We start from the raw sequence: 21,277 nt of genomic DNA, 5'->3' as shown, positions 1-21,277 counted from the left end.
ATGACAACCCACACCTTCGACATCGTCGTCCTGGGCGGCGGCAGCGGCGGTTATGCCGCGGCACTGCGGGCGAGTGAACTCGGCAAGTCCGTCGCGCTGATCGAGAAGGACAAGGTCGGAGGGACCTGCCTGCACCGCGGGTGCATCCCGACCAAGGCGCTGCTGCATGCCGCAGAGGTCGCCGACCATGTGCGCGATGCCGCGTCCGTGGGCGTGACCGCAGCACTGCAGGGCATCGACACCGCCGGGGTCCGCGCCTACCGCGAAGGGATCGTCGCCAAGAAGTTCAAGGGCCTCGAGGGACTCGTCAAGGCCCGCGGGATCACCACGGTCGCCGGACTCGGCCGCCTGAACGCGGATCGCAGCGTCAGCGTCGGCGACGACGTCTACGTGGGGACGGATGTGGTGCTCGCCACCGGCTCGTACAGCCGCTCCCTCCCCGGCCTCGAGATCGGCGGCCGAATCCTCACCAGCGAGCAGGCTCTCGCTCTGGACGTCGTGCCCGACCACGTGCTCATCCTCGGAGGGGGTGTGATCGGTGTCGAGTTCGCGAGCGTCTGGCGCTCCTTCGGATCCGAGGTCACCATCATCGAGGCGCTCCCGCACCTCGTCCCGAACGAGGACATCGCCCTCAGCAAGGGACTGGAGCGCGCATTCCGTCGTCGCGGCATCAAGTACTCCCTCGGCACCCGCTTCCAGAGCGTCGTGCAGGACGAGTCATCCGTCACGCTGACGCTCGAAGACGGCACGCAGTTCACCGCCGACTACCTCCTCGTCGCCGTCGGTCGCGGTCCCGTCACGGCCGATCTCGGTTTCGAAGAGGCAGGTGTGACCCTCGATCGTGGATTCGTGATCGTCGACGAAGATCTGCGCACCGGTGTACCGGGGCTCTGGGCGGTCGGCGACATCGTGCCCGGCCTCCAACTCGCGCACCGTGGATTCCAGCAGGGCATCGCGGTCGCCGAACGGATCGCCGGACTCTCGCCTGCCAACATCCCGGATGCGCAGATCCCCAAGGTCACGTATTCGAGCCCCGAGGTCGCCTCGGTCGGTGTGACCGAGGCCGCCGCCGCCGCCGAGCACGGCGCGGACGCGATCGTCGCCTACGAGTACAACCTCGCCGGCAACGGCAAGAGCGAGATCATCGGAACCGGTGGTCTCGTGAAGGTCGTCCGTCTCAAGGACGGGCCCGTCATCGGTGTGCACCTGCTCGGCGATCGTGTCGGCGAGCTCATCACCGAGGGGCAGCTCGCCGTCGCCTGGGAGGCGCACCCGGAGGACATCGCTCCTCTGATCCACGCGCACCCTACCCAGAGCGAGGCGCTCGGCGAGGCCTTCCTGGCTCTGGCCGGCAAGCCCCTGCACGCCCTCTGAGCACCAACCGGTGCCCGAGTCACTAAGCTAGACAAGCGTCATACAACTTCCTGAAGGAGACTCAGTCATGAGCACATCCGTCGTCCTCCCCGCTCTCGGCGAGAGCGTCACAGAGGGTACGGTCACCCGCTGGCTCAAGCAGGTGGGAGACACCGTGCATGCGGACGAGGGCCTGCTCGAGATCTCGACCGACAAGGTCGACACCGAGATCCCCTCCCCCGTCAGCGGCGTGATCGAGGAGATCCTCGTGGCCGAGGACGAGACCGTCGAGGTCGGCGCTCTCCTCGCGCGCATCGGTGATGGCAGCGCTGCGGCCCCGGCTGCAGATGCCCCCGCCGCCGCGGCCCCCGCCGCAGCAGAGGCACCGGCCCCCGCCGCAGAGGCTCCGGCCGCTGAAGCACCGGCACCCGCTGCCGAAGCACCGGCCGCAGAAGCCGCACCCGCAGCGCCCGCCGGCGATGCGACCGACATCGTTCTTCCCGAGCTGGGTGAGAGCGTCACCGAGGGCACCGTCACCCGCTGGCTCAAGCAGGTGGGTGACAGCATCGCCGTCGACGAGGCTCTTCTGGAGATCTCCACCGACAAGGTCGACACCGAGATCCCCTCGCCGGTCGCCGGCGTGCTGCAGGAGATCGTCGCCGGCGAAGACGAGACCGTCGCTGTCGGCGCCGTGCTGGCACGTGTCGGCTCGGGTGCCGCACCCGCCGCCGAAGCACCCGCGGCCCCGGCACCCGCTGCCGCTCCGGCACCCGCCGCTGCCCCGGCACCCGCTGCCGCTCCGGCACCCGCTGCCGCTCCGGCACCCGCCGCTGCCCCGGCACCTGCTGCAGCTCCGGCACCTGCTGCTGCAGCTCCGGCACCCGCGGCTCCGGCACCTGCTGCTGCAGCCCCGGCTCCCGCCGCGACGAAGCTCGCACTCCCGACAGAGAACGACAACCTCTACGTGACCCCGCTCGTGCGCCGTCTGGCGTCGCAGCAGGGCGTGGACCTGGCTTCGGTCACCGGCACCGGTGTGGGTGGTCGTATCCGCAAGGAAGACGTGCTGAAGGCCGCGGAGACCGCGACGGCGGCACCTGCTGCTGCTGCAGCCCCGGCTCCCGCTCCGCTCGAGGTCTCGCCCCTGCGCGGCACGACGCAGCCGATGTCGCGTCTGCGCAAGGTGCTCGCCAAGCGTGCTGTCGAGTCGATGCAGCAGACGGCTCAGCTGACCACGGTCGTCGAGGTCGATGTCACGGCCCTCGCCGACTACCGCGACAGCGTGAAGGCGTCGTTCCTGGAGAAGACGGGCGACAAGCTCTCCTTCCTGCCGTTCTTCGCTCTCGCCACGGCTGAGGCGCTGCAGGCGTTCCCGATCGTCAACGCGACCGTCGACGGCGAGAACATCGTCTACCCCGCCAGCGAGAACGTGTCGATCGCCGTCGACACCGAGCGCGGTCTGCTCACGCCGGTGTTGCGCGACGCCGCTTCGAAGAACATCGCGCAGATCGCACACGAGATCGCCGATCTCGCCGCGCGTACCCGCGACAACAAGCTGAAGCCCGATGAGCTTGCCGGCGGCACGTTCACGCTGACCAACACCGGTTCGCGTGGCGCCCTGTTCGACACTCCTGTCGTGTTCCTTCCCCAGTCGGCGATCCTGGGTACCGGCACGGTCGTCAAGCGTCCGGGTCTCGTGAAGGTCGGGGGTGCTGATGCGATCGCCGTCCGGTCGTACGTGTACCTCGCGCTCTCCTACGACCACCGGATCATCGACGGCGCCGACGCAGCCCGATTCCTGGGCGCGGTGAAGGCCCGCCTCGAGTCGGCACAGTTCGCCGCTCAGCTCGGCGCCTGACCGCACGAGTCATCCTGGCTGGTCCGCGACGTCATAGACGTCGCGGACCAGCCATTTCTCTTCTGTGCGGATGAGGACGACGATCGTCTGATCGGACCCCTGCCCCTCCGCGTCTCCCTCCCCGTCATCCACCCCACTCGTCCGAAGGCGTACCACCGCGACGTCCCCGTACTCGTCCACGAGTTCGGGGCTCGGCTTCACCGGATCCACACTGCCAAGAGCCCCCATGACGTTCTCGGCGTCGCCGGCCACGGCATCCGTGCAGGAGGTATCGCCCTGGGCGCGGCAGTCCGCGATCGCACGCAGGAGAGATGGCACGGCGCCGAGGGGATCCTCCTCGGCGGAGGAGGACTCCGACCTCGAGGCCTCTCCGCCCGCGGGAGCTGCTCTCGGGGGCGGTGTGCTCGCCGACGCTGCATCTCCCCCCGGCGCCGACGACCGCGTCTGAGAGCTGCCATCTGCTGCCCCGTCGGCCTTCCCTGCTTCTTCGCCGTCAGGCCAGAGAAGCCCTCCGGCGAGCACCAGAGCCGCGGCCACCCCCGCCACCAGCACTGATCTCTTCCGCCGGTCTGCTGTCGTCTCAGACTGCCCTGCCCCGCTGTTCCGAGGTCGTGTGCGAGCGGGACGGGTTCGTCGCCTGTCCTCCAGTCGCGCATGGATCGCCTCGACGAACACGCGGAGAGCATCGCGGATCGCGTCCCGTCTGCGGCTCGCCCGATGCGGTTCACCGGTGCGGACGCGATCCGCACGCAGACGGAGCGCACCCTGACGGTCCTGGGGAACACCTGGCGCGGTCGCGCGAGCGAGGTCTCGTGCGCGCTCGGGAGCGTGGAGTTCGCGCTCGAGCGGCTGCGGAGCCGCGATGTCGAGCATCGACCGCTCCCACGAATCGATGAGCGTGCGAGGAAGTCGCGGATGGGTGAGAGTCTTCTCCAATCCGTCCTCGACAGCACCCAGCACGCGCGTGAGTGCTTTGTCGGGAGTCTGCTCCCTCAGGCTCTCGAGGATCTCCATGACTCCTGCTCTGGCGTCAGGACCATCTCCGAGCACGAAGACAGGACGCCCTCCGTCTGTCAGCCACCACGTGCCGGTGCGTGCGCCGCCGGCACCCTCTCCCAACTCGTCGAGACCCCGCAGAAGGCTGACGACGAGCGTGCTGGATTCACCGGGAGTGATGTTCCCTCCCGCCGCGGATCGCCGGCCCAGGAACCCCCGCACCCGCTCCGTGCACCACGGAAGCAACGCATCGTGCCCTCCCCTACGACGACTGACATCGATGGGCGCCGCGATGTGCTCGGCTCCCGCGAACCGCCATCCGTCCCAGCCGCGGAGGATCGCTGCGTCCATCCGCACAGCGACGCCTTCCCCCTGGGTCACCAGCGTGCCCGAGAACGGCCCCTCGGTCGGATCGAGCGTCCTCACCACGCGATGCGCCCCCGGTACGAGTGGCGCTCCCCGGCCGTCGTCGATCGCGATGTCGTTCATCTCCCCATCACAGCGCAGGAGGCGCTTTCGTCACCGGGTTCTGAGGCGACCCGGACGGATTCCGGCTGAGTCCCCGATGTGCAGGAGGAGTGAGAGGCGCCCGCTCCGCTTCGCGCGAACGTCGACATCACGAGGCCGTCGGACTCGGTAGGCTGGTCCTCATGGCAAAGAGTGCTCCTGAACCCGAAAAGCGTCCTGGGTTCTTCTCCCAGATCAAGTCCCTCTTCCGGTTCACACGTGAGGCCTACTCATGGCTTCCGTGGGCGCAGGCCGCGATCCTCATCGGCGGCGTGCTGCTCGGCCTCGTCGCCGGCTATCTCATCCCGCCCTTCCAGATCTGGACACTCGTCCTCTGGGGCATCACCGGTCTCATGCTCGGCATCCTCGGCGCCCTGTTCCTGATGACGCGCCTGTCGACCTCGGCCATGTACAGCAAGATCGACGGCATGCCCGGCGCCACCGGTCATGTGCTCAGCACCAGCCTGGGTCGCAGCTGGCAGGCGTCCGAGACGCCCGTCGGCATCAACCCGAAGACGCAGGAAGCCGTCTACCGCACCATCGGCCGCGGTGGCATCGTGGTCGTCGGCGAAGGCGCACGCGGTCGGCTGACCCGCCTCGTGAACGAAGAGCGCAGCAAGGCCCAGCGCGTCGCGCACGGCGTTCCCGTCACGGTTCTCTACGTCGGTCACGGCGATGACGAGGTGGCGATCGCCGATCTCTCGAAGACGATCAAGAAGCTCCCGAAGGTGATCGACAAGGCCACGATGGCCGCCGTCATCCGCCGCGTGGATTCTGTGTCGCAGTCGCTGTCGTCGCTGCCGATCCCGAAGGGCATCGACCCGACCAAGGTGCGCTCCCAGCGTCCTCGTTGAGCTCGCGCACACGAGCCTCGAGCGCGGCCGTCCTCCTGTGAGGGCGGCCGCGCTCTGTTTCACTCGGAGAGCGGCTGCCGCGGCAGACGACGGACCTTCGCACGACGGCGACGACGCTCCGGGACCATCGAGCGCATCTCGTCGAGCTTGCCGAAGCAGAACAGGCGGTCATCCGCTTCCAACACGACGTGCTTGCGCGGGTTGGGGATCACGCTGACACCGCGGTGCAGCGTGAGAACCGTGATGTCCCGTTCCCACAGACCTGCTTCGCCCAGAGTCTTCCCGACCAGGTCGACCGCGCCGTGCACCATGAGTTCGGCGACGCCGTAGCCCGTCGAGACCGTCAGGCGCTGGCGCACGTCGATCTCGGGGAACGCCACCTGACCGGCGATGTAGTCGATGATGGCGCCCGCGACGTCGAGCTTCGTCGCCGTCTCGATGCCCTGCAGCCCCGGCGAGGAGTTGACCTCCATCACCAGCGGACCGTCATCGCCTTCGAGCATGTCGACGCCGGCCACGCGCAGGCCCATGATCTGCGCGGAGCGCACGGCTGCGCGCTCGTAGACGGGGTCGAGCTCGATGGCCTCCACCGAACCGCCGCGGTGCACGTTCGATCGGAACTCGTCCCCTGCCGCCGATCGTCGCATGGCGGCGACGACGCGATCGCCGACGACCAGCGCTCTGATGTCCCGGCCACGGCTCTCGGAGATGAACTTCTGGATGAGCACGTTCTGCTTGGTGGAGTGCAGGGTCTCGATGATCGCCTCGGCGACCTTCACCTGTGGTGCGAGGATGACCCCGATCCCCTGCGTGCCCTCCAGGAGCTTGATGACCACGGGCGCTCCACCCACACGCTCGATCGCAGGGCGCACGTCCGCACGGTTGCGCACGAATGCCGTGGGCGGCATCGCGATGTTGTGGCGGGAGAGGATCTGGTTCGCGCGCAGCTTGTCGCGGGCGCTCGAGATCCCGTTCGCGGTGTTCGGCGTGTAGACGTCCATCTGCTCGAACTGTCGCACGACGGCCGTGCCGAAGTATGTGATCGAGTTGCCGATGCGCGGCAGGATCGCGTCGTAGTCGCTGAGCTGACGACCTCGATAGTGCAGGTCCGGTTCCTCGGCGGTGAGGTCGATCGCGAAGCGCAAAGTATTGAGCACCTTGACGTTGTGCCCGCGCTGAAGCGCGGCTGCACGCAGCCGCTGGGTGGAGTACGCCTGCGGCGCGCGGGAGAGCACTGCGATCTTCACGGGGATTTCCTGCCAGGATGTATCAGGTGAGTAGGTCTACCCATTCAAACACCCTTACGGGGTGGCGAGAGTGGGTGAGCCTGCCCGATCTCGGCGTCGACTGGCTCAAAGCCAAGATCGACACCGGTGCGCGCACCTCGTCGCTGCACGCTTTCGACATCGTCGAGTTCGAACAGGACGAGCAGCCCTGGGTCCGTTTCAAGGTCAAACCCTGGCAGGACAGCCAAGAGGACGCGGTCGTCGTCGAGTTGCCGGTCCACGATCGTCGCGCGGTACGGAGCTCTTCCGGTCATGCCCAGGAGCGACTCGTCGTCGAACTGCTCATCCGTCTCGTGGACCGCGAGGTGCTGGCCGAGGTGACTCTGAGCAATCGCGACGAGATGGGTTTCCGGATGCTCATCGGACGTGAGGCTCTGCGCCGCGGGTACATCGTCGATCCTGCGCGCTCGTTCCTCGGTGGAAGGGCGCCGCGCGAGGCACGCCGGCGCAACCGCGGGCGCGCCTGAATCCGCCCGACCGCGTGGTCAGGTGCGGATCAGAACCGTGCCGACCGCCTTGTCGTGCAGACCGCGCTGATCGGCGTCCCAGATCACGGCCGGCACGACCACCACGAGCAAGAGCGTGCGCACGATCGGACGCCACAGCCCGACCCAGCTGCCGTCCATGCGCGCCAGACGCATTCCGAGGATACGGTGCCCCGGGCTGCCGCCCGCGGTCGGGATGAAGACGATCTGCAGCACCGCGAACACCAGCATCGGAGCGAACTGGCTCAGGCCGGCTTCCGTCGGCAGCGCGAACTGGTTGAATCCGAGGAATCCGGTGGCGATGATCGTCGCCGCCGCGTAGTCGATCAGGAGGGCGCCGATGCGGCGTCCGGGGCGGGCGATGCTCCCGGAGCCGGATTCCGGGAGTCCGAGTCGTTCACCGGGGTACGCGTTCACAGCATCCGTCACTCCCCCAGCCTACCCAGCGCGATATGCCGCGCTGACGCCGTCGCGCCTGTAACACGCCCGAAACAAAGCGGATACCGTAGAGAAATCCCCCGTCCGTACTCTGCAGAGTGGCCGTGAAGCCATCGATCCGCATTACAGGAGTCGTACATGTTCAAAGATTCGTCCGAGGTACTGACCTACATCAAGGAGAACGACGTCAAGTTCCTTGACATCCGTTTCACCGATCTCCCGGGTGTTCAGCAGCACTTCAACATTCCTGCATCGACGGTCGACGAGGCTTTCTTCACCGACGGCCAGCTGTTCGACGGCTCCTCGATCCGTGGCTTCGCCAGCATCCACGAGTCCGACATGCAGCTCATCCCCGACGTCACGACGGCGTACGTCGACCCGTTCCGCGAGGCGAGCACGCTCGTCATGCTGTTCGACATCTACAACCCGCGCACGGGCGAGATCTACTCGAAGGACCCGCGTCAGGTCGCCAAGAAGGCCGAGAAGTACCTGACCTCGACCGGGATCGCCGACACCGCGTTCTTCGCCCCCGAGGCGGAGTTCTACATCTTCGACGACGTCCGCTACAACGTCACCTCGAACTCGAGCTTCTACAGCGTCGACTCGGAAGAGGGCGCGTGGAACACCGGCCGCGAGGAAGAGGGCGGAAACCTCGCCAACAAGACGCCGTACAAGGGCGGCTACTTCCCGGTCAGCCCGGTCGACAAGACCGCCGACCTGCGCGACGACATCACCCTCAAGCTGATCGACGCCGGATTCATCCTCGAGCGCTCGCACCACGAGGTCGGCACCGGCGGCCAGCAGGAGATCAACTACCGCTTCGACACCATGGTCCACGCGGCGGACGACATCCTCAAGTTCAAGTACATCGTCAAGAACACCGCCGAGGAGTGGGGCAAGGTCGCGACCTTCATGCCCAAGCCCCTCTACGGCGACAACGGCTCGGGCATGCACACCCACCAGTCGCTGTGGAGCGACGGCAAGCCGCTGTTCTACGATGAGGCCGGCTACGGACAGCTCAGCGACATCGCGCGCTGGTACATCGGCGGCATCCTGGCGCACGCGCCCGCGCTGCTCGCCTTCACCAACCCGACGCTGAACAGCTACCACCGTCTGGTCAAGGGCTTCGAGGCTCCGGTCAACCTGGTCTACTCGGCCGGAAACCGCTCCGCCGCGATCCGCATCCCGATCACGGGCTCGAACCCGAAGGCCAAGCGCATCGAGTTCCGTGCGCCCGACGCGTCCGGCAACCCGTACCTCGCCTTCGCCGCACAGCTCATGGCCGGCCTCGACGGCATCAAGAACCGCATCGAGCCGCACGAGCCGGTCGACAAGGACCTCTACGAGCTTCCCCCCGAGGAGGCCAAGGACATCCCGCAGGTCCCGAACTCCCTGCTCGACTCGCTCGACGCTCTGGCGGCCGACCACCAGTTCCTCCTCGAGGGTGGCGTGTTCACCAAGGAGCTCATCGAGACCTGGATCTCCTACAAGTACGAGAACGAGATCCTGCCGATGGCGCAGCGTCCGCACCCGTTCGAGTACGAGCTGTACTTCGGCGTCTGACGACCAGAACATCGCGAAGAGCCCGTCTCAGCGTCCGCTGGGCGGGCTCTTCCGCATTGTCGTGCGATGTCGGATCGACGCTCGAGTGACGTCGCGAACACCGGAGGTCGCCACACCGCGTCATCGGCTTGACCGCGCGGCATCCCGGGTGGTCAACTGGTGAGTCTGACCATCGACCGGGGGAATCATGCGCCGTAGAAGAGTGACCGCGAACACCGAGCTGCGCACCCCGGCCGACCCCCGGCCCTCGCAGCCCTCGAATGCGGTCGCCGCATACGCCAGGACCAACCCGTTCATGTTCGGACTGCTGGGTGCCCTCGGCGTGCTGGTGGCGCTGGGTATCGGAAGCGTCGTCGGTCAGCTCGCGACCGTGCTCGTCTACATCGGCGTCGCGGTGTTCCTCGCGCTCGGCCTCGATCCGATCGTCACCTTCATCGAGAAGAAGCTCCCCCGCCCCGCCGCCGTCACGATCGTGGTGGCCGGGGTCATCCTCGCTTTCGCCGGCATCATCCTCGCCATCGTCCCGATCCTCGTCGAGCAGATCAGCAATCTGATCAAGGACGGCCCGCGGATGATCGAGGACTTCATGGCCAGCGCCTGGTTCAAGGACGTCAGCGGTCAGTTCGGCTCCACGATCGACGATGCCGTGCAGGGCGTCCTCAGCTTCGTGAAGGACCCGAACAACTTCCTCGACATCGGCGGCGGCGTGTTCGCGGTGGGTGCGGGCATCGCCGGCGGCTTCACCGGGATCACGATCGTCCTGATCCTGACGCTCTACTTCATGGCGTCGCTGCGCAGCATGAAGCACGTCGCCGCCCGCTTCGTCCCGGCCTACCAGCGCGACACCTTCAGCAGCCTCCTCGAAGACGTCTCCGGCGCCGTCGGTCGCTACGTCATCGGTCAGGTGAGCCTCGCGCTCGTCAACGGAATCCTGAGTCTCATCTTCCTCAGCATCATCGGCGCCCCGGTGCCAGCCCTGCTCGCGCTCATCGCGTTCATCGGCTCGATGATCCCGTTGGTCGGAACGCTGACCGCGTCGATCATCAACTCGCTGATCTGCCTCTTCGTCTCACCGCTGACGGCGCTGATCGCGATCATCTATTACCTCATCTACATGCAGATCGAGGCCTACGTGCTCTCGCCGCGCATCATGAGCAAGGCCGTCGCCGTGCCCGGCGCCCTCGTGGTGATCGCCGCGGTCGCCGGTGCCGCGCTGGGCGGCATCCTGGGCGCACTCGTCGCGATCCCCGTCGCCGCGAGCATCATCATCATCATTCAGAAGGTGACCTTCCCCGCGCAGGATCGGAAGATCGTCCCGCCGCCCGTCACCCGCTGAGAGGACGGCGCCGGGACGGCGAGCTCGATGATCCTCAGCGGACCAGCAGCGCACCAGGCTCGACGCGCACGTCGAACGCGGTGACCTCGCCCATCTCCTCGCCATCGATCTCGAACACGAGCGGCGTCTTCAGCTCGACCGAGATGGTCTCGACGGGCAGATGACGAGCGGACTCGGTGCTGACGGCCTCATCCGTGGCGCCGAAGAGTCGGCGGATACCGTTGTCCCACACAAACGAGCGCAGCGTGTCGAGCCACTGCAGCGCGCCATCGGCGCTGATCATGAGAACGTCGAGCTTGCCGTCGTCGAGAACGGCGTCCGGGAGCAGACGGATGCCGCCCTGCACCATGCCGCAGTTGCCGATGAGCATGGTGTGCCCTCGCACGGCGACAGCCTTCTCGCCGTCGATCCCCAGGGTGATGTCGGTCATCTCGGTGCCGGCCAGTGCACGGCCCATCGCCTCGACGTAGGCCAGCCACCCGGCCTTGGACTTGAGGTCGTCGTCGGTCTCCACCAGCATCTGCGCATCGACGCCGAAGCCGACCATCACGGCGAACGCGTGCTCGGTGCCGTCGTACGAGACCCAGCCCAGGTCGATGCGTCGAGGCTCGGCGTCGCGAACACGCTCCAGCGCGGCCTTCACGTTGTTCAGCGGGACCTCGAGGTTGCGCGCGAGGAGGTTGCCCGTCCCCTGCGGCACGATCCCGAGAGCAGTCTCCGATCCCGCCAACGACTCGGCCACAGCCCGCACGGTGCCGTCTCCACCGACCGCGATCACGATGTCGCGGCCTTCCTCGCGGGCCTCGCGAGCCATGCCGCGGCCCGGGTCCTCCGGAGTGGTCTCCCACCAGCGGATGTCGTACTGATCATCGAACACACCGCTCACCGCGGTCTGCAGAACCTCCTGCTCGACCTTCGAAGGGTTCCAGACGATGCCGATTCGCGCGTGGGTCATATCGTCAGCTTGGGACACCTCGTCCGATACCGCAAACTGAGGCTGCTCGATCAGCCGTAGAAGAGCTGCTCGAACGTCTTGCGTGCACGCCGCGTCACACCGAGGTAGTCCTCTTCGAGCTCGGTCGCCGAGCGGTCGGGATACCCGAGCAGTCTCCCGATCGCGTCGAGCTGCCTGCGGTCCGCGGGCAGCACATCGCTGGTCTGACCGGTCAGCAGGGTGATCGCCGACCGGAGACGGCTGGAGAGCAGCCAGGCCTCACGAAGACGTGCGGCATCCTCCTCGGTCACGAAGTCCGCTGCCACCGCGGCCTCGAGCGCACCGAGGGTCGACGTCGTGCGCAGTCCGGGGACGGCGTGCGCGTGCTGCAGCTGCAACAGCTGGACGAGCCACTCCACGTCACTGAGCGAACCGGGCCCGAGCTTCAGGTGACGCCGGGGATCTGCGCCCTGCGGCAACCGCTCCCCCTCGACCCTCGCCTTGATGCGCTTGATCTCGCGTGTGCCCTGCAGATCGACCGACTCCGGGTAGCGGATCGTGTCGGCCAGTGCCGTGAACCGCGCGATCAGCTTGGCGCTCCCCGCCACGCCGCGGGCCCGGAGCAGCGCCTGGGCCTCCCACGAGAGCGACCAGCGCCGGTAGTACTCCGTGTATGCCTCGATGGACCGCACGACGGGGCCGTTGCGCCCCTCGGGGCGCAGGTCGGCATCGAGGTCCAGCGGCAGGCGGTGGTCGGTGAGATGCTCGCGCAGCCCCGCCACGATCTGCGTCGCGAGTTTCTGCGCGCGCTGCGGATCGACGCCGTTCGCGTCGTAGACGTAGAGGATGTCGGCGTCGGACCCGAAGCCCAGCTCGGCGCCGCCGAAGCGTCCCATCGCGATGACCGCGAAATCCAGCGCCTCATCATCCGGTGGAACGACCTCACGGATCACCGCACGCAGGGCCGCCTGGATCGTCGCCTCGGTGATCTCGGTGAGCGCCGTGGCGACCTCCTCGATCGTGAGGACGTCGAGGACAGCGCCCATCGCCGTGCGCAGCAGCTCCCGCCTGCGCAGCGCCCTGACGGCGCGCAGGGCGTCGCCGATCGTCTCGTGGCGCGTCTGTATCGCGCGCGCCTCCTCGTCCAGCGCAGCGGCACCACGAGGCCGCAGGCGTCCCGTGCTGTCCAACCAGGCCACAGATTCCGGGATCCACTCCAGGAGCTCGCCGATGTAGCGCGAGGAGGACAGCAGCCGCGTGAGGCTCTCCGCCGCGCCGGAGGAGTCGCGCAGCATCCGCAGGAACCAGGGGGTGTCCCCGAGACGCTCGCTGATGCGGCGGAAGGCGAGCAGCGCATAATCCGGATCGCTGCCGTCTGCGAACCACCGCACCATGATGGGCATCAGGTGGCGCTGGATCGTCGCCTTGCGACTGAGGCCGCTCGTGAGGGCGCCGATGTGGCGCAGGGCTCCCGCCGGATCGCGGAACCCGATCGCCGCCAGGCGGTCGTGTGCCTGGGCGGCGGAGAGCGTGCGCTCCTCCTCAGGCAGGCCGGCGACGGCGCTCAGCAGCGGACGGTAGAACAGGCGGGTGTGGATCTCACGCACCTCGCGTCGCACGCTCTCCCAGCGCGCCCACACCCGCTCACCGCTCTCGGCGAGTCCGGTGCCCCTCGCCAGGATCCGCAGGCCGGCGGGAGTGCGCGGCATCAGATGCGTCCGGCTGAGCTCGCGCAGCTGGAGGCGATGCTCCATGAGCCGGAGCAGCCGATAGTCGTCGGCGAACGCGGCGGCGTCGACCCGCCCGATGTAGCCGCCCTCGACGAGCGCGTCGAGGCTCTCGAGCGTGCCACGGGTGCGCAGCGACTCATCGGTGAGGCCGTGCACGAGCTGCAGCAGTTGCACGGTGAACTCGATGTCGCGCAGGCCGCCGGCGCCGAGTTTGAGCTGGTACGGGGCGTCCTCGGGATCGATGTGCTCCATCACGCGCTCGCGCATGCGCTGCACGCTCTCGACGAAGTCCTGTCGGGCGGCGCTGGACCAGATCTTCGGCTGCACCGCGGCGATGTACTCGGCGCCGAGCTCGACGTCGCCGGCGAGCGGGCGCGCCTTGAGCAGGGCCTGGAACTCCCAGCTCTTCGCCCAACGGTCGTAGTAGGCCAGATGCGACGCGAGCGAGCGGACCAGCGCGCCCTGCTTGCCCTCGGGACGCAGCGCGGCATCCACCTCCCACAGCGGGGGCTCCACCTCGATCGCATCGAGGTTGCGCATCGTCTCGCGCGCGAGACGGGTCGCGATGTCGATGGCGCGTGCCTCCGTGACCACCTCTTCATCGCTGCTGCCGCCGACGAAGATCACGTCGACATCGCTGACGTAGTTCAGCTCCCGCGCTCCGGCCTTTCCCATGCCGATGACGGCGAGGCGCGTCGCCGCCACTTCGCCAGACCCCATCGAGTCCCGCAACCGGGTCCTGGCGACCGCAAGCGATGCTTCGAGCGCGGCACCGGCGATGTCCGCCAGCGCCGCCGACACCGGTGCGATGATCGTCTCCGGCGCAGGATGCGACAGGTCGTAGGCGGCGATGGCTGCGAGATTGCGCCGATACGCGACTCGGATCGCGACGACGGCTTCGTCTCCGGACGACTGCGCGAAACCGTCGTGCGCACCCACCGAAGCCAGCAGACGCTCGCGCAGTTCGTCAGACGACGGCAGAGCAGTGAGGGGGCCTTCCAGGACGGTCAGCTGGTCCGGATGACGGAGGAAGAAGTCGGCGAGCCCTTCGGACGCACCGAACACCCGCCAGACCCGTCGACGCGTCTCCTCGTCGACGAGGAGTCTCCGCAGCGGCGCCTCGTCCCGGCGCGCCACTCTGAGCAGCCCGCGCACGGCGGCATCGGGATCCGCCGCATCCGCCGCTTCGAGCAGCACGGTGCGCGGCTGGTCGAGGATGCTCGCCAGCTCCGACAGGGACGCTGCCGCCTCACTCAGCTCGGCGAAGCCGAGTCTGGCCAGCGCGGAGAGCGAGACGGAATCGTCCGGACGGGCCATGCGCGCCCCTCAGAGAAGCTCGAGGTTGTTCTTCAGCTCGAGCGGGGTGACCTGACCGCGGTAGGCCTCCCACTCCTTGCGCTTGTTGAGCAGCACGTAGTTGAACACCTGCTCCCCGAGCGTCTCGGCGACGAGTTCGGACGCCTCCATGTACTCGAGGGCGTGGTCGAGGCTCGCCGGCAGCGCCGAATAGCCCAGGGCCCGTCGCTCCGCGTCGCTGAGCGCCCAGACGTTGTCCTCGGCCTCCGGCGGCAGCTCGTATCCCTCTTCGATGCCCTTGAGCCCGGCCGCCAGCATGAGCGCGTACGCCAGGTAGGGGTTCGCGGCCGAGTCCAACGCGCGGTACTCCACGCGCGACGACTGCCCCTTGTTGGGCTTGTACATCGGCACGCGCACGAGCGCGGAACGGTTGTTGTGGCCCCAGGTGATGAAGCTCGGCGCCTCGTCGCCGCCCCAGAGGCGCTTGTACGAGTTCACGAACTGGTTCGTGACGGCGGAGATCTCGTTCGCATGCTTGAGCAGGCCCGCGATGAAGTGCCGCCCCGTCTTGGAGAGCTGGTACTTCGCGCCCTCTTCGTAGAACGCGTTCTGATCGCCCTCGAAGAGCGACATGTGCGTGTGCATGCCGCTGCCGGGCTGACCGCTGAGCGGCTTCGGCATGAACGTCGCGTAGACGCCCTGCTCGATCGCCACCTCCTTGATCACCGTGCGGAACGTCATGACGTTGTCGGCTGTGGTCAGCGCATCGGCGTAGCGCAGGTCGATCTCGTTCTGACCGGGGCCGCCCTCGTGATGGCTGAACTCGACGGAGATGCCGAGATCTTCCAGCATGCGCACGGAGCGACGGCGGAAGTCGTGCGCCGTGCCCCCGGGAACGTTGTCGAAGTAGCCGGCGGAGTCGACGGGCACGGGGCCGTCGGGTCCGAACGAGGACGACTTCAGGAGATAGAACTCGATCTCCGGGTGCGTGTAGAAGGTGAATCCGGCGTCTGCGGCCTTTGCGAGCGTGCGCTTGAGCACGTGACGCGGGTCGGCGACGGCCGGCTGGCCGTCGGGGGTCGTCAGGTCGCAGAACATGCGCGCGGTCGGGTCGATCTCACCGCGCCAGGGCAGCGTCTGGAACGTCGTCGGATCGGGCTGGGCGAGCAGGTCGGATTCGTAGGTGCGTGTCAGCCCCTCGATCGCCGAACCGTCGAATCCGATGCCTTCCGCGAAAGCCCCCTCGACCTCGGCGGGCGCGATGGCCACCGACTTGAGAGTGCCGATCACGTCCGTGAACCACAACCGCACGAACTTGACGCCGCGCTCCTCGATGGTCCGGAGGACGAAGTCCCTCTGCTTGTCCATGGCTACTCTGCGCCCTGGCCCTTTGCGTCGCCCTTGGCGTCCCAGCCCTGCTCGACGGCCTCTTCCTCGGCCCAGGAACGCGCGCGCTCCTTGACGACCTCGGGAGCACGGCGGGCTTCGGCCTCCGTGTCGAACGGACCGATGCGGTCGATGGCGGGCGAGATCATGCCGAACTCGATCTCGCCAGTCGCGGAGTTGTACCAGTACTTGTGGTCGCCGTCAGACATGTCTGCCCCTTCTTCACGTGATGTCATCGATCCTACTGGCGCGCACCGTGGTCGCTAAGCTATCGCCCATGGCAAAAGCGATCGGCGTCGACATCGGCGGCACGGGAATCAAAGCAGGAATCGTCGACCTCGAGCACGGCGTCATGGCATCCGACCGGGTGCGGGTCCCCACTCCCGAGGGCGCATCGCCGCAGGACGTGCTCAACGCCGTGCAGACCGTTCTGAAGACGCTCGACGTGCACGAGTCGACGCTGCCGCTCGGAGTCGCCTTCCCGGCGATCGTCAAGCGCGGCAAGACGCTCTCGGCCGCGAACGTGTCCAAGGAGTGGATCGACTTCGACGCCGAACGATTCTTCCGCGACGGCCTCGGCCGCAACATCGTGTTCGTGAACGACGCCGACGCCGCGGGTGTCGCCGAAGCCCGCCACGGAGCGGCCAGAGATGTGCGCGGCTTCACACTCCTGACGACCCTCGGCACCGGCATCGGATCCGCATTCCTCTACGACGGGGTGCTGCTGCCGAACACCGAGCTCGGTCACCTCAACTTCCGCGAGTTCGAGTCGGTCGAGACGTACGCCGCGACGTCGGCACGCGAGCGGGAGAACCTCAGCTGGGCGGAGTGGGCCGAGCGCCTGCAGGCGTTCTACTCGCACATCGAGTTCCTGTTCAGCCCCGACCTGTTCGTGGTCGGCGGTGGCGTCTCGAAGAACGCCGGAGACTTCCTGCCGCTTCTCGACCTCAAGACGCCGATCGTCCCGGCGATCCACCGCAACAACTCGGGCATCATCGGCGCCGCATCCCTCGCCGGCGACTGATCCACGCACGTCCCTGACACCGAAGACCCCGAAGACTGCCGTAGTCATCGGGGTCTTCGCATGTTCGCGAAGGTGCGGGCCGGAGCCTTCCTCCCGCCCGCTCAATCGATCGGAGGTTCCCGTCGAACGCGGGTCCTCATGGCCAGACCCACCCCGGCGGCGGCGAGCACGACGGCGGCGAAGAGCAACGCGGGGCCGCTTCCGAGCCGGTGCGCCGCGGCACCGACCACCGCGCCGCCCGCGAGGGATCCCCACAGCAGGAGAGGGCGGCGCCAGGCGGATCCGGAACGCCCGGTGAGCAGCGCCGCGACCGCGAGACCCAGACTGACCAACGTGCCGGTCGCGTACGTGATGGCGACCCGCGCACGTCCGTCCGAGAGGTACAGGGTGTTCAGCGCCCCCATGGCGAAGGCCAGCATCCAGAACCGAGCAGGGCTCGTCGGTACCACCGCAGCGAGGACGGCGCTCAGAGCGACGGCGGACGCGGATGCCGCCACCGCCCAGGCGCGCCGTCTCCCGTTCCCGCCGATCATCGCGCCGGCGGCGACGCCCAGGACGAAAGCCACCACCAGCGTCAAGGGCAGAAGCGACGACGCCAATCCCTGCTCGAGGATGTCCACACCGGCCTGGGTCGAATTGCCGCTCATGAAGGAGACGAAGAAGCCGCCGGTGTCGATGAACCCGATCGCGTCCACATACCCCGCGACGCCGCTGAGCACCAATGACAAGGCCAGACCCCGTCGTGTGACATCTCTCATGGCGTAGGCCTCATGGACGTGCCTTTCTGGGTGGCTACTCCGAGCCTAGGCGGTGCGGTCCGCCGCGCCCCGGCACGCCCTCCCTGAGAACAGCGCTCTGGGCGCGCTGCCGGGAGTCGGGCGGAAGGAGACCTGATCAGATCTTCTTTATGCGAATGGGCCGACCTGTACGCCGGGTTCTGTTCCGGGGTTCTTCGCCCCTTCGACGGCCATCTCTCTCGGCGACACGTTGCCGTGGCACTCTAGCGGTCTACCCGAGGACTCGGCGAGCCGCGTCAACATCCTCTGTCTGACCTTGCTCCGGACGAGGTTTACCTGGCGGGCCATGTCACCATGGCCCCCGGTGGTCTCTTACACCACCCTTTCACCCTTACCCCTTGCGGGGCGGTCTACTCTCTGTGGCACTTTCTCGCGGATTGCTCCGGGTGGGCGTTACCCACCGTCCTGCCCTGAGGAGCCCGGACGTTCCTCGGTGCGGTTGCCCGCAACGCGGCCGTCCAGTCGACCCATTCGCGTCTCCAGTCTACGTTCTCGGAGACCCGCGGCCTGCGGCTACTTCTGCGCAGACTCCGCGATGCGCAGATCGAGGGGCACGTCGATCGGGAACGAGCCGAACAGTCGCGTCGTCGCCGTGGCCGCCGCCTCGCGCACGGCCTCGGCCGCCGCCTCCGCATGTTCGAGCGGAACGTGCAGGATCACCTCGTCGTGCAGGAAGAACGCCAGGTGCGGGGAGCGTGCGAAAGGACCGGAGGCCGCAGCCTCGGCGAAGACCTCGGGGATCTGCTGCAGGCGGTGACGGATCTCGGCCAGCCAGATCAGCGACCACTCCGCAGCCGTGCCCTGAACGACGAAGTTCCGTGTGAACCGCCCCCAGTCGCGCGCCCTGCGCCGAGCGAGGGCCACCACCGCGGGATCGGCATCCGCATCGGTCGCCTCGGATTGCAGTCGCATCCACTCCACGGATGGGCGGGGTGATGATCGACCGAGCCAGGTCGACACGATGCCGCCGTCCTCCCCCGTTCGTGCCGCGGCGTCGACGAGTCCCATGGCGCGCGGGTACACCTTGCGCAGCCGCGGGACCAGTCGGCCGCTGTCGCCCGTCGTGGCACCGTACATCGCACCGAGGACCGCATACTTCGCCTCCTCGCGAGTGGCGACCGCCCCGGAAGCGACGACGCCCGCATAGAGGTCGCTCCCCCTGGCCGCACGAGCCATCGCCTCGTCGGCCGCCATCGCGGCGAGCATCCGCGGCTCGAGCTGCGCGACATCGGCCACGACCAGCGTCCACCCGGGGTCGGCACGCACCGCAGGGCGCAGGCTCCGCGGAAGCTGGAGCGCTCCCCCACCGGCGGAGGCCCATCGCCCGGTGACGACGCCTCCGGGGATGTACACGGGGCGGAACCGGCCGTCATGCACCCATTCCGCCAGCCACGCCCACCCGTTGGCGCTGAGCAGCCGGGAGAGCTTCTTGTACGCCAGCAGCGGTTCGACGACCGGGTGGTCGTGCTCGGCGAGCTCCCACCGGCTCGTTGACTCGACCTGCACCCCGACGCGGTGCAGCGCCCTGAGCAGCTTCTGCTGACTGTCCAGGTGCAGCGAGGCATCGCCGAGGAGCTCGCGCACACGATCTCCGAGTTCGAGCATGCGACTCGGCACGCCGCCGGCTACCGGGCGGGTGCCCAGGGTGTCGGTGAGGATCGCGTCGTGCACGCCCTCGTCCCACGGCAATCCTGCGGCCCGCATCTCTTCCGCGATGAGACCGCCCGCCGACTCCGCTGCGCACAGGAGCGTGAGACGTCCATCCGGCGCCGCGGCGATCACGCGGCGCTGCGCCCGATACTGATCCAGAGTCGCGGCGATCGCATCCTCACCGCCCACCTCATCGAACACATCGAAGAGGGACGGTGCCGCCACGGTCGGTTCCCGCCGTTCCCACTCCTGAGAGGCCGGGAGTGGCGTCGGCACCGAGGAGGTGTCGCGCAGGATCGCATGACACAGCACCAGGTCGTGACTGCGAGTGATCCGCACTCCGGCTCCGAGGAGGAGCGCGTAGGTTTCGGCGGCGGTCCGCATGATCCATCGCGGGGCGTCTGATGCCTCGGCGGTGCGGACCCAGTCCGGGAGGTCATCGGTACGCAGCGACGTGCGATCCTGCTCCTCGTCGTTCCCGTCGAGCTCGACGGCGACATATTCGTGAGCGCCGACGGAGATGAGCGCGATGCGTCGTTCGACGCCCGACGCCGGCGCTGTCATCGCCGGCGAGCGGAGGCACCGCTCATGCGAGCCCTGACTCCTCGGTACGCACGAGGATGCACCCGCACTCGGGGCAGGAGACCACGAGGTCGTCCGCCGCGCGGCGGATGTCGTTCAGATCGGTGCTGGGAAGCAGGATGCGGCAGCCTTCGCAGGTGCCACGGGTGAGCAGCGCGGCACCCGCACTGTTCACGGCGCGACGGGCGTACTCCGCCAAGAGCTCGGGCGACACTCCCTCGGCGACGGCCGCACGATCGCGGGCGAGCTGCGCACCCAGGTCTGTGGCGGCAGCGACATCGGCCTTCGCCTGTGCGGTGAGCGCCGAACCCTCGGCTGTCGTCGCGTCCAGAAGCGCCTGCTGCGCGGCGAGGGCGGCTTCTGCCTCTTCCAGCCGACCCATGACGTCGAGTTCGGCGTCTTCGAGGTCGCTCTGGCGCCGAGCAAGGCTCGCGAGTTCGTGCTCGAGCGCCTGCGCGTCCTTCGAGTTCGTCGACGCGGCGAGACGCTCCGCATCGCGATTCCGACGCGCCTCGACGACGGCGACGTCGGACTCCAGACGCTTCAGCTCGGTGCGCACGTCGTCACGGGTGCCGGCGAGAGCGGTCAGCTCGCGCAGCTGCTCCTGACGGATGGCGACGAGCTCGGTGATCCGCCCCGCCTGGCTCGGCTTCGTTCGGGCACGCTCGGCCTGCGCGATGCGCCGGTCGAGGTCGGCGATGTCGAGCAGGGTGCGCTGGTTCTCGGGGCTGGCGTTCACGCTTCCAAATCTAGTCGCTGTCGCGACATCCGCCCATCAACGCACGTCGCCGTCGACGTAGTACCAGTGCCGGTCCTCGCGCACGAAGCGGCTGCGCTCATGGAGCGAGCCCCTCGCAGCGCCCTGCCGCCAGAACGCCTCGAACTCCACCACGCCCTCGCGGTCGAAGGGGCCTCCGGCCGCGCGATCGATCACCAGCAGCCGTCGCCACTCGAGGTCCGGCTCGAAATCGATCGTCTCCGGCCTCGTGGTCGAGTGCCAGGTGCGCAGGAGGTGCCCGGCGTCCTGGAGGCCGAACGCGGTGTAACGCGAGCGCATCAGACGCTCCGCCGTCGGCGCGGGCGCACCTTCGAGCAACGGCCCGCAGCAGCCGCCGAACACGTCCCCGGACGCACACGGGCAGCGATCCTGGTCCTCGATCGCGGCGTCATCCGACGCCATCTCCGCCTCCGTCGTCATCCCCTCA

At 68.1% G+C, this 21,277-nt stretch carries 18 protein-coding genes and 1 other RNA gene; 7 read left to right on the top strand and 12 right to left on the bottom strand.

All coding sequences use genetic code 11. The annotated features are described in order from the left end of the window. Both lpdA and sucB read left to right on the top strand, forming a co-directional pair. Positions 1-1,374 (top strand): dihydrolipoyl dehydrogenase, encoded by a 1,374-nt coding sequence (gene lpdA, locus ASD13_RS07910; protein ID WP_055867882.1) that lies wholly within the window; start codon positions 1-3, stop codon positions 1,372-1,374. A 67-nt stretch (positions 1,375-1,441) separates the two neighbouring features. Beyond that, positions 1,442-3,208, top strand: coding sequence for a 2-oxoglutarate dehydrogenase, E2 component, dihydrolipoamide succinyltransferase (sucB, locus tag ASD13_RS07905; RefSeq protein ID WP_055867880.1), 1,767 nt, complete (start codon positions 1,442-1,444; stop codon positions 3,206-3,208). 9 nt (positions 3,209-3,217) lie between these two features. Here sucB and ASD13_RS07900 read toward each other — a convergent pair whose 3' ends face one another. Beyond that, positions 3,218-4,693, bottom strand: coding sequence for a hypothetical protein (locus ASD13_RS07900; RefSeq protein ID WP_055867878.1), 1,476 nt, complete (start codon positions 4,691-4,693; stop codon positions 3,218-3,220). A 161-nt stretch (positions 4,694-4,854) separates the two neighbouring features. Between ASD13_RS07900 and ASD13_RS07895 the strand changes: the two genes are divergently transcribed. After that, positions 4,855-5,565 carry a DUF4191 domain-containing protein gene (locus ASD13_RS07895; protein ID WP_055867876.1) on the top strand — a complete coding sequence of 237 codons (711 nt, stop codon included), beginning with the start codon at positions 4,855-4,857 and terminating at the stop codon, positions 5,563-5,565. 59 nt (positions 5,566-5,624) lie between these two features. Here ASD13_RS07895 and ASD13_RS07890 read toward each other — a convergent pair whose 3' ends face one another. Beyond that, complete coding sequence (locus ASD13_RS07890; RefSeq protein ID WP_017830470.1) at positions 5,625-6,812, bottom strand: RimK family alpha-L-glutamate ligase; 1,188 nt, start codon at positions 6,810-6,812, stop codon at positions 5,625-5,627. Positions 6,813-6,829: 17 nt separating this feature from the next. Here ASD13_RS07890 and ASD13_RS07885 point away from each other — a divergent pair, with 17 nt between their 5' ends. After that, positions 6,830-7,318: an ATP-dependent zinc protease family protein gene (locus ASD13_RS07885; RefSeq protein WP_036323483.1), complete on the top strand. Its 489-nt coding sequence runs from the start codon at positions 6,830-6,832 to the stop codon at positions 7,316-7,318. Between the two features lie 18 nt (positions 7,319-7,336). Here the strand turns inward: ASD13_RS07885 and ASD13_RS07880 are convergent, their stop codons facing one another. Continuing rightward, positions 7,337-7,765, bottom strand: a complete 429-nt coding sequence (locus tag ASD13_RS07880) for an RDD family protein (RefSeq protein WP_031206091.1) — start codon at positions 7,763-7,765, stop codon at positions 7,337-7,339. Positions 7,766-7,912: 147 nt separating this feature from the next. Here ASD13_RS07880 and glnA (ASD13_RS07875) point away from each other — a divergent pair, with 147 nt between their 5' ends. Together glnA (ASD13_RS07875) and ASD13_RS07870 are read left to right on the top strand one after the other, a co-directional pair. Then, on the top strand, positions 7,913-9,337 hold the full coding sequence (gene glnA / locus ASD13_RS07875) for a type I glutamate--ammonia ligase (RefSeq protein ID WP_017830467.1): 1,425 nt from the start codon (positions 7,913-7,915) through the stop codon (positions 9,335-9,337). A gap of 202 nt (positions 9,338-9,539) precedes the next feature. Next, complete coding sequence (locus ASD13_RS07870; RefSeq protein WP_235562500.1) at positions 9,540-10,673, top strand: AI-2E family transporter; 1,134 nt, start codon at positions 9,540-9,542, stop codon at positions 10,671-10,673. A gap of 34 nt (positions 10,674-10,707) precedes the next feature. On the opposite strand, the gene ASD13_RS07865 is transcribed toward ASD13_RS07870, so the two are convergent. Genes ASD13_RS07865 through ASD13_RS07850 form a run of 4 tightly spaced genes read right to left on the bottom strand, consistent with a single transcriptional unit; the run spans position 10,708 to position 16,228 of the window. Then, complete coding sequence (locus ASD13_RS07865) at positions 10,708-11,628, bottom strand: diacylglycerol/lipid kinase family protein (protein WP_055867871.1); 921 nt, start codon at positions 11,626-11,628, stop codon at positions 10,708-10,710. Between the two features lie 50 nt (positions 11,629-11,678). Beyond that, entirely contained in the window at positions 11,679-14,654 is a 2,976-nt protein-coding gene (locus tag ASD13_RS07860) for a bifunctional [glutamine synthetase] adenylyltransferase/[glutamine synthetase]-adenylyl-L-tyrosine phosphorylase (RefSeq protein WP_055867869.1), read from the bottom strand. A 9-nt stretch (positions 14,655-14,663) separates the two neighbouring features. Next, positions 14,664-16,001 carry a type I glutamate--ammonia ligase gene (gene glnA, locus ASD13_RS07855; protein WP_017830463.1) on the bottom strand — a complete coding sequence of 446 codons (1,338 nt, stop codon included), beginning with the start codon at positions 15,999-16,001 and terminating at the stop codon, positions 14,664-14,666. A 2-nt stretch (positions 16,002-16,003) separates the two neighbouring features. After that, positions 16,004-16,228 (bottom strand): hypothetical protein, encoded by a 225-nt coding sequence (locus ASD13_RS07850; protein ID WP_017830462.1) that lies wholly within the window; start codon positions 16,226-16,228, stop codon positions 16,004-16,006. Positions 16,229-16,296: 68 nt separating this feature from the next. Between ASD13_RS07850 and ppgK the strand changes: the two genes are divergently transcribed. Further along, complete coding sequence (ppgK, locus tag ASD13_RS07845; RefSeq protein ID WP_055867859.1) at positions 16,297-17,043, top strand: polyphosphate--glucose phosphotransferase; 747 nt, start codon at positions 16,297-16,299, stop codon at positions 17,041-17,043. A 101-nt stretch (positions 17,044-17,144) separates the two neighbouring features. On the opposite strand, the gene ASD13_RS07840 is transcribed toward ppgK, so the two are convergent. The 5 genes from ASD13_RS07840 to ASD13_RS07825 all read right to left on the bottom strand — a co-directional run bounded on the left by ASD13_RS07840 (position 17,145) and on the right by ASD13_RS07825 (position 21,270). Then, positions 17,145-17,801 carry a YoaK family protein gene (locus ASD13_RS07840; RefSeq protein ID WP_055867856.1) on the bottom strand — a complete coding sequence of 219 codons (657 nt, stop codon included), beginning with the start codon at positions 17,799-17,801 and terminating at the stop codon, positions 17,145-17,147. A 152-nt stretch (positions 17,802-17,953) separates the two neighbouring features. After that, positions 17,954-18,310: RNase P RNA component class A (rnpB, locus tag ASD13_RS11055), an RNA gene on the bottom strand. A gap of 43 nt (positions 18,311-18,353) precedes the next feature. Then, the gene (locus ASD13_RS07835) at positions 18,354-20,054 is read right to left on the bottom strand and encodes a bifunctional 3'-5' exonuclease/DNA polymerase (protein WP_055867854.1); all 1,701 of its coding nucleotides are present in this window, start codon (positions 20,052-20,054) and stop codon (positions 18,354-18,356) included. Positions 20,055-20,076: 22 nt separating this feature from the next. Further along, positions 20,077-20,811, bottom strand: a complete 735-nt coding sequence (locus ASD13_RS07830) for a zinc ribbon domain-containing protein (protein ID WP_055867851.1) — start codon at positions 20,809-20,811, stop codon at positions 20,077-20,079. A gap of 36 nt (positions 20,812-20,847) precedes the next feature. Beyond that, positions 20,848-21,270 (bottom strand): YchJ family protein, encoded by a 423-nt coding sequence (locus tag ASD13_RS07825; RefSeq protein WP_082531443.1) that lies wholly within the window; start codon positions 21,268-21,270, stop codon positions 20,848-20,850. Positions 21,271-21,277 lie beyond the last annotated feature (7 nt).

The sequence above is a fragment of the Microbacterium sp. Root1433D1 genome, from assembly GCF_001426835.1.
Taxonomy (GTDB): domain Bacteria; phylum Actinomycetota; class Actinomycetes; order Actinomycetales; family Microbacteriaceae; genus Microbacterium; species Microbacterium maritypicum.
Note: the sequence above shows the minus strand (reverse complement) of the source record. Positions and strands in the feature narration are given on the sequence as shown.

Coding starts and splice junctions, on each gene's coding strand:
- ASD13_RS07825 (WP_082531443.1), bottom strand. CDS start 21,270: ATGACGACGGAGGCGGAGATGGCGTCGGATGACGCCGCGATCGAGGAC.
- ASD13_RS07885 (WP_036323483.1), top strand. CDS start 6,830: ATGTATCAGGTGAGTAGGTCTACCCATTCAAACACCCTTACGGGGTGG.
- ASD13_RS07860 (WP_055867869.1), bottom strand. CDS start 14,654: ATGGCCCGTCCGGACGATTCCGTCTCGCTCTCCGCGCTGGCCAGACTC.
- lpdA (WP_055867882.1), top strand. CDS start 1: ATGACAACCCACACCTTCGACATCGTCGTCCTGGGCGGCGGCAGCGGC.
- ASD13_RS07865 (WP_055867871.1), bottom strand. CDS start 11,628: ATGACCCACGCGCGAATCGGCATCGTCTGGAACCCTTCGAAGGTCGAG.
- ASD13_RS07900 (WP_055867878.1), bottom strand. CDS start 4,693: ATGAACGACATCGCGATCGACGACGGCCGGGGAGCGCCACTCGTACCG.
- glnA (WP_017830467.1), top strand. CDS start 7,913: ATGTTCAAAGATTCGTCCGAGGTACTGACCTACATCAAGGAGAACGAC.
- sucB (WP_055867880.1), top strand. CDS start 1,442: ATGAGCACATCCGTCGTCCTCCCCGCTCTCGGCGAGAGCGTCACAGAG.
- glnA (WP_017830463.1), bottom strand. CDS start 16,001: ATGGACAAGCAGAGGGACTTCGTCCTCCGGACCATCGAGGAGCGCGGC.
- ASD13_RS07895 (WP_055867876.1), top strand. CDS start 4,855: ATGGCAAAGAGTGCTCCTGAACCCGAAAAGCGTCCTGGGTTCTTCTCC.
- ppgK (WP_055867859.1), top strand. CDS start 16,297: ATGGCAAAAGCGATCGGCGTCGACATCGGCGGCACGGGAATCAAAGCA.
- ASD13_RS07835 (WP_055867854.1), bottom strand. CDS start 20,054: ATGACAGCGCCGGCGTCGGGCGTCGAACGACGCATCGCGCTCATCTCC.
- ASD13_RS07840 (WP_055867856.1), bottom strand. CDS start 17,801: ATGAGAGATGTCACACGACGGGGTCTGGCCTTGTCATTGGTGCTCAGC.
- ASD13_RS07850 (WP_017830462.1), bottom strand. CDS start 16,228: ATGTCTGACGGCGACCACAAGTACTGGTACAACTCCGCGACTGGCGAG.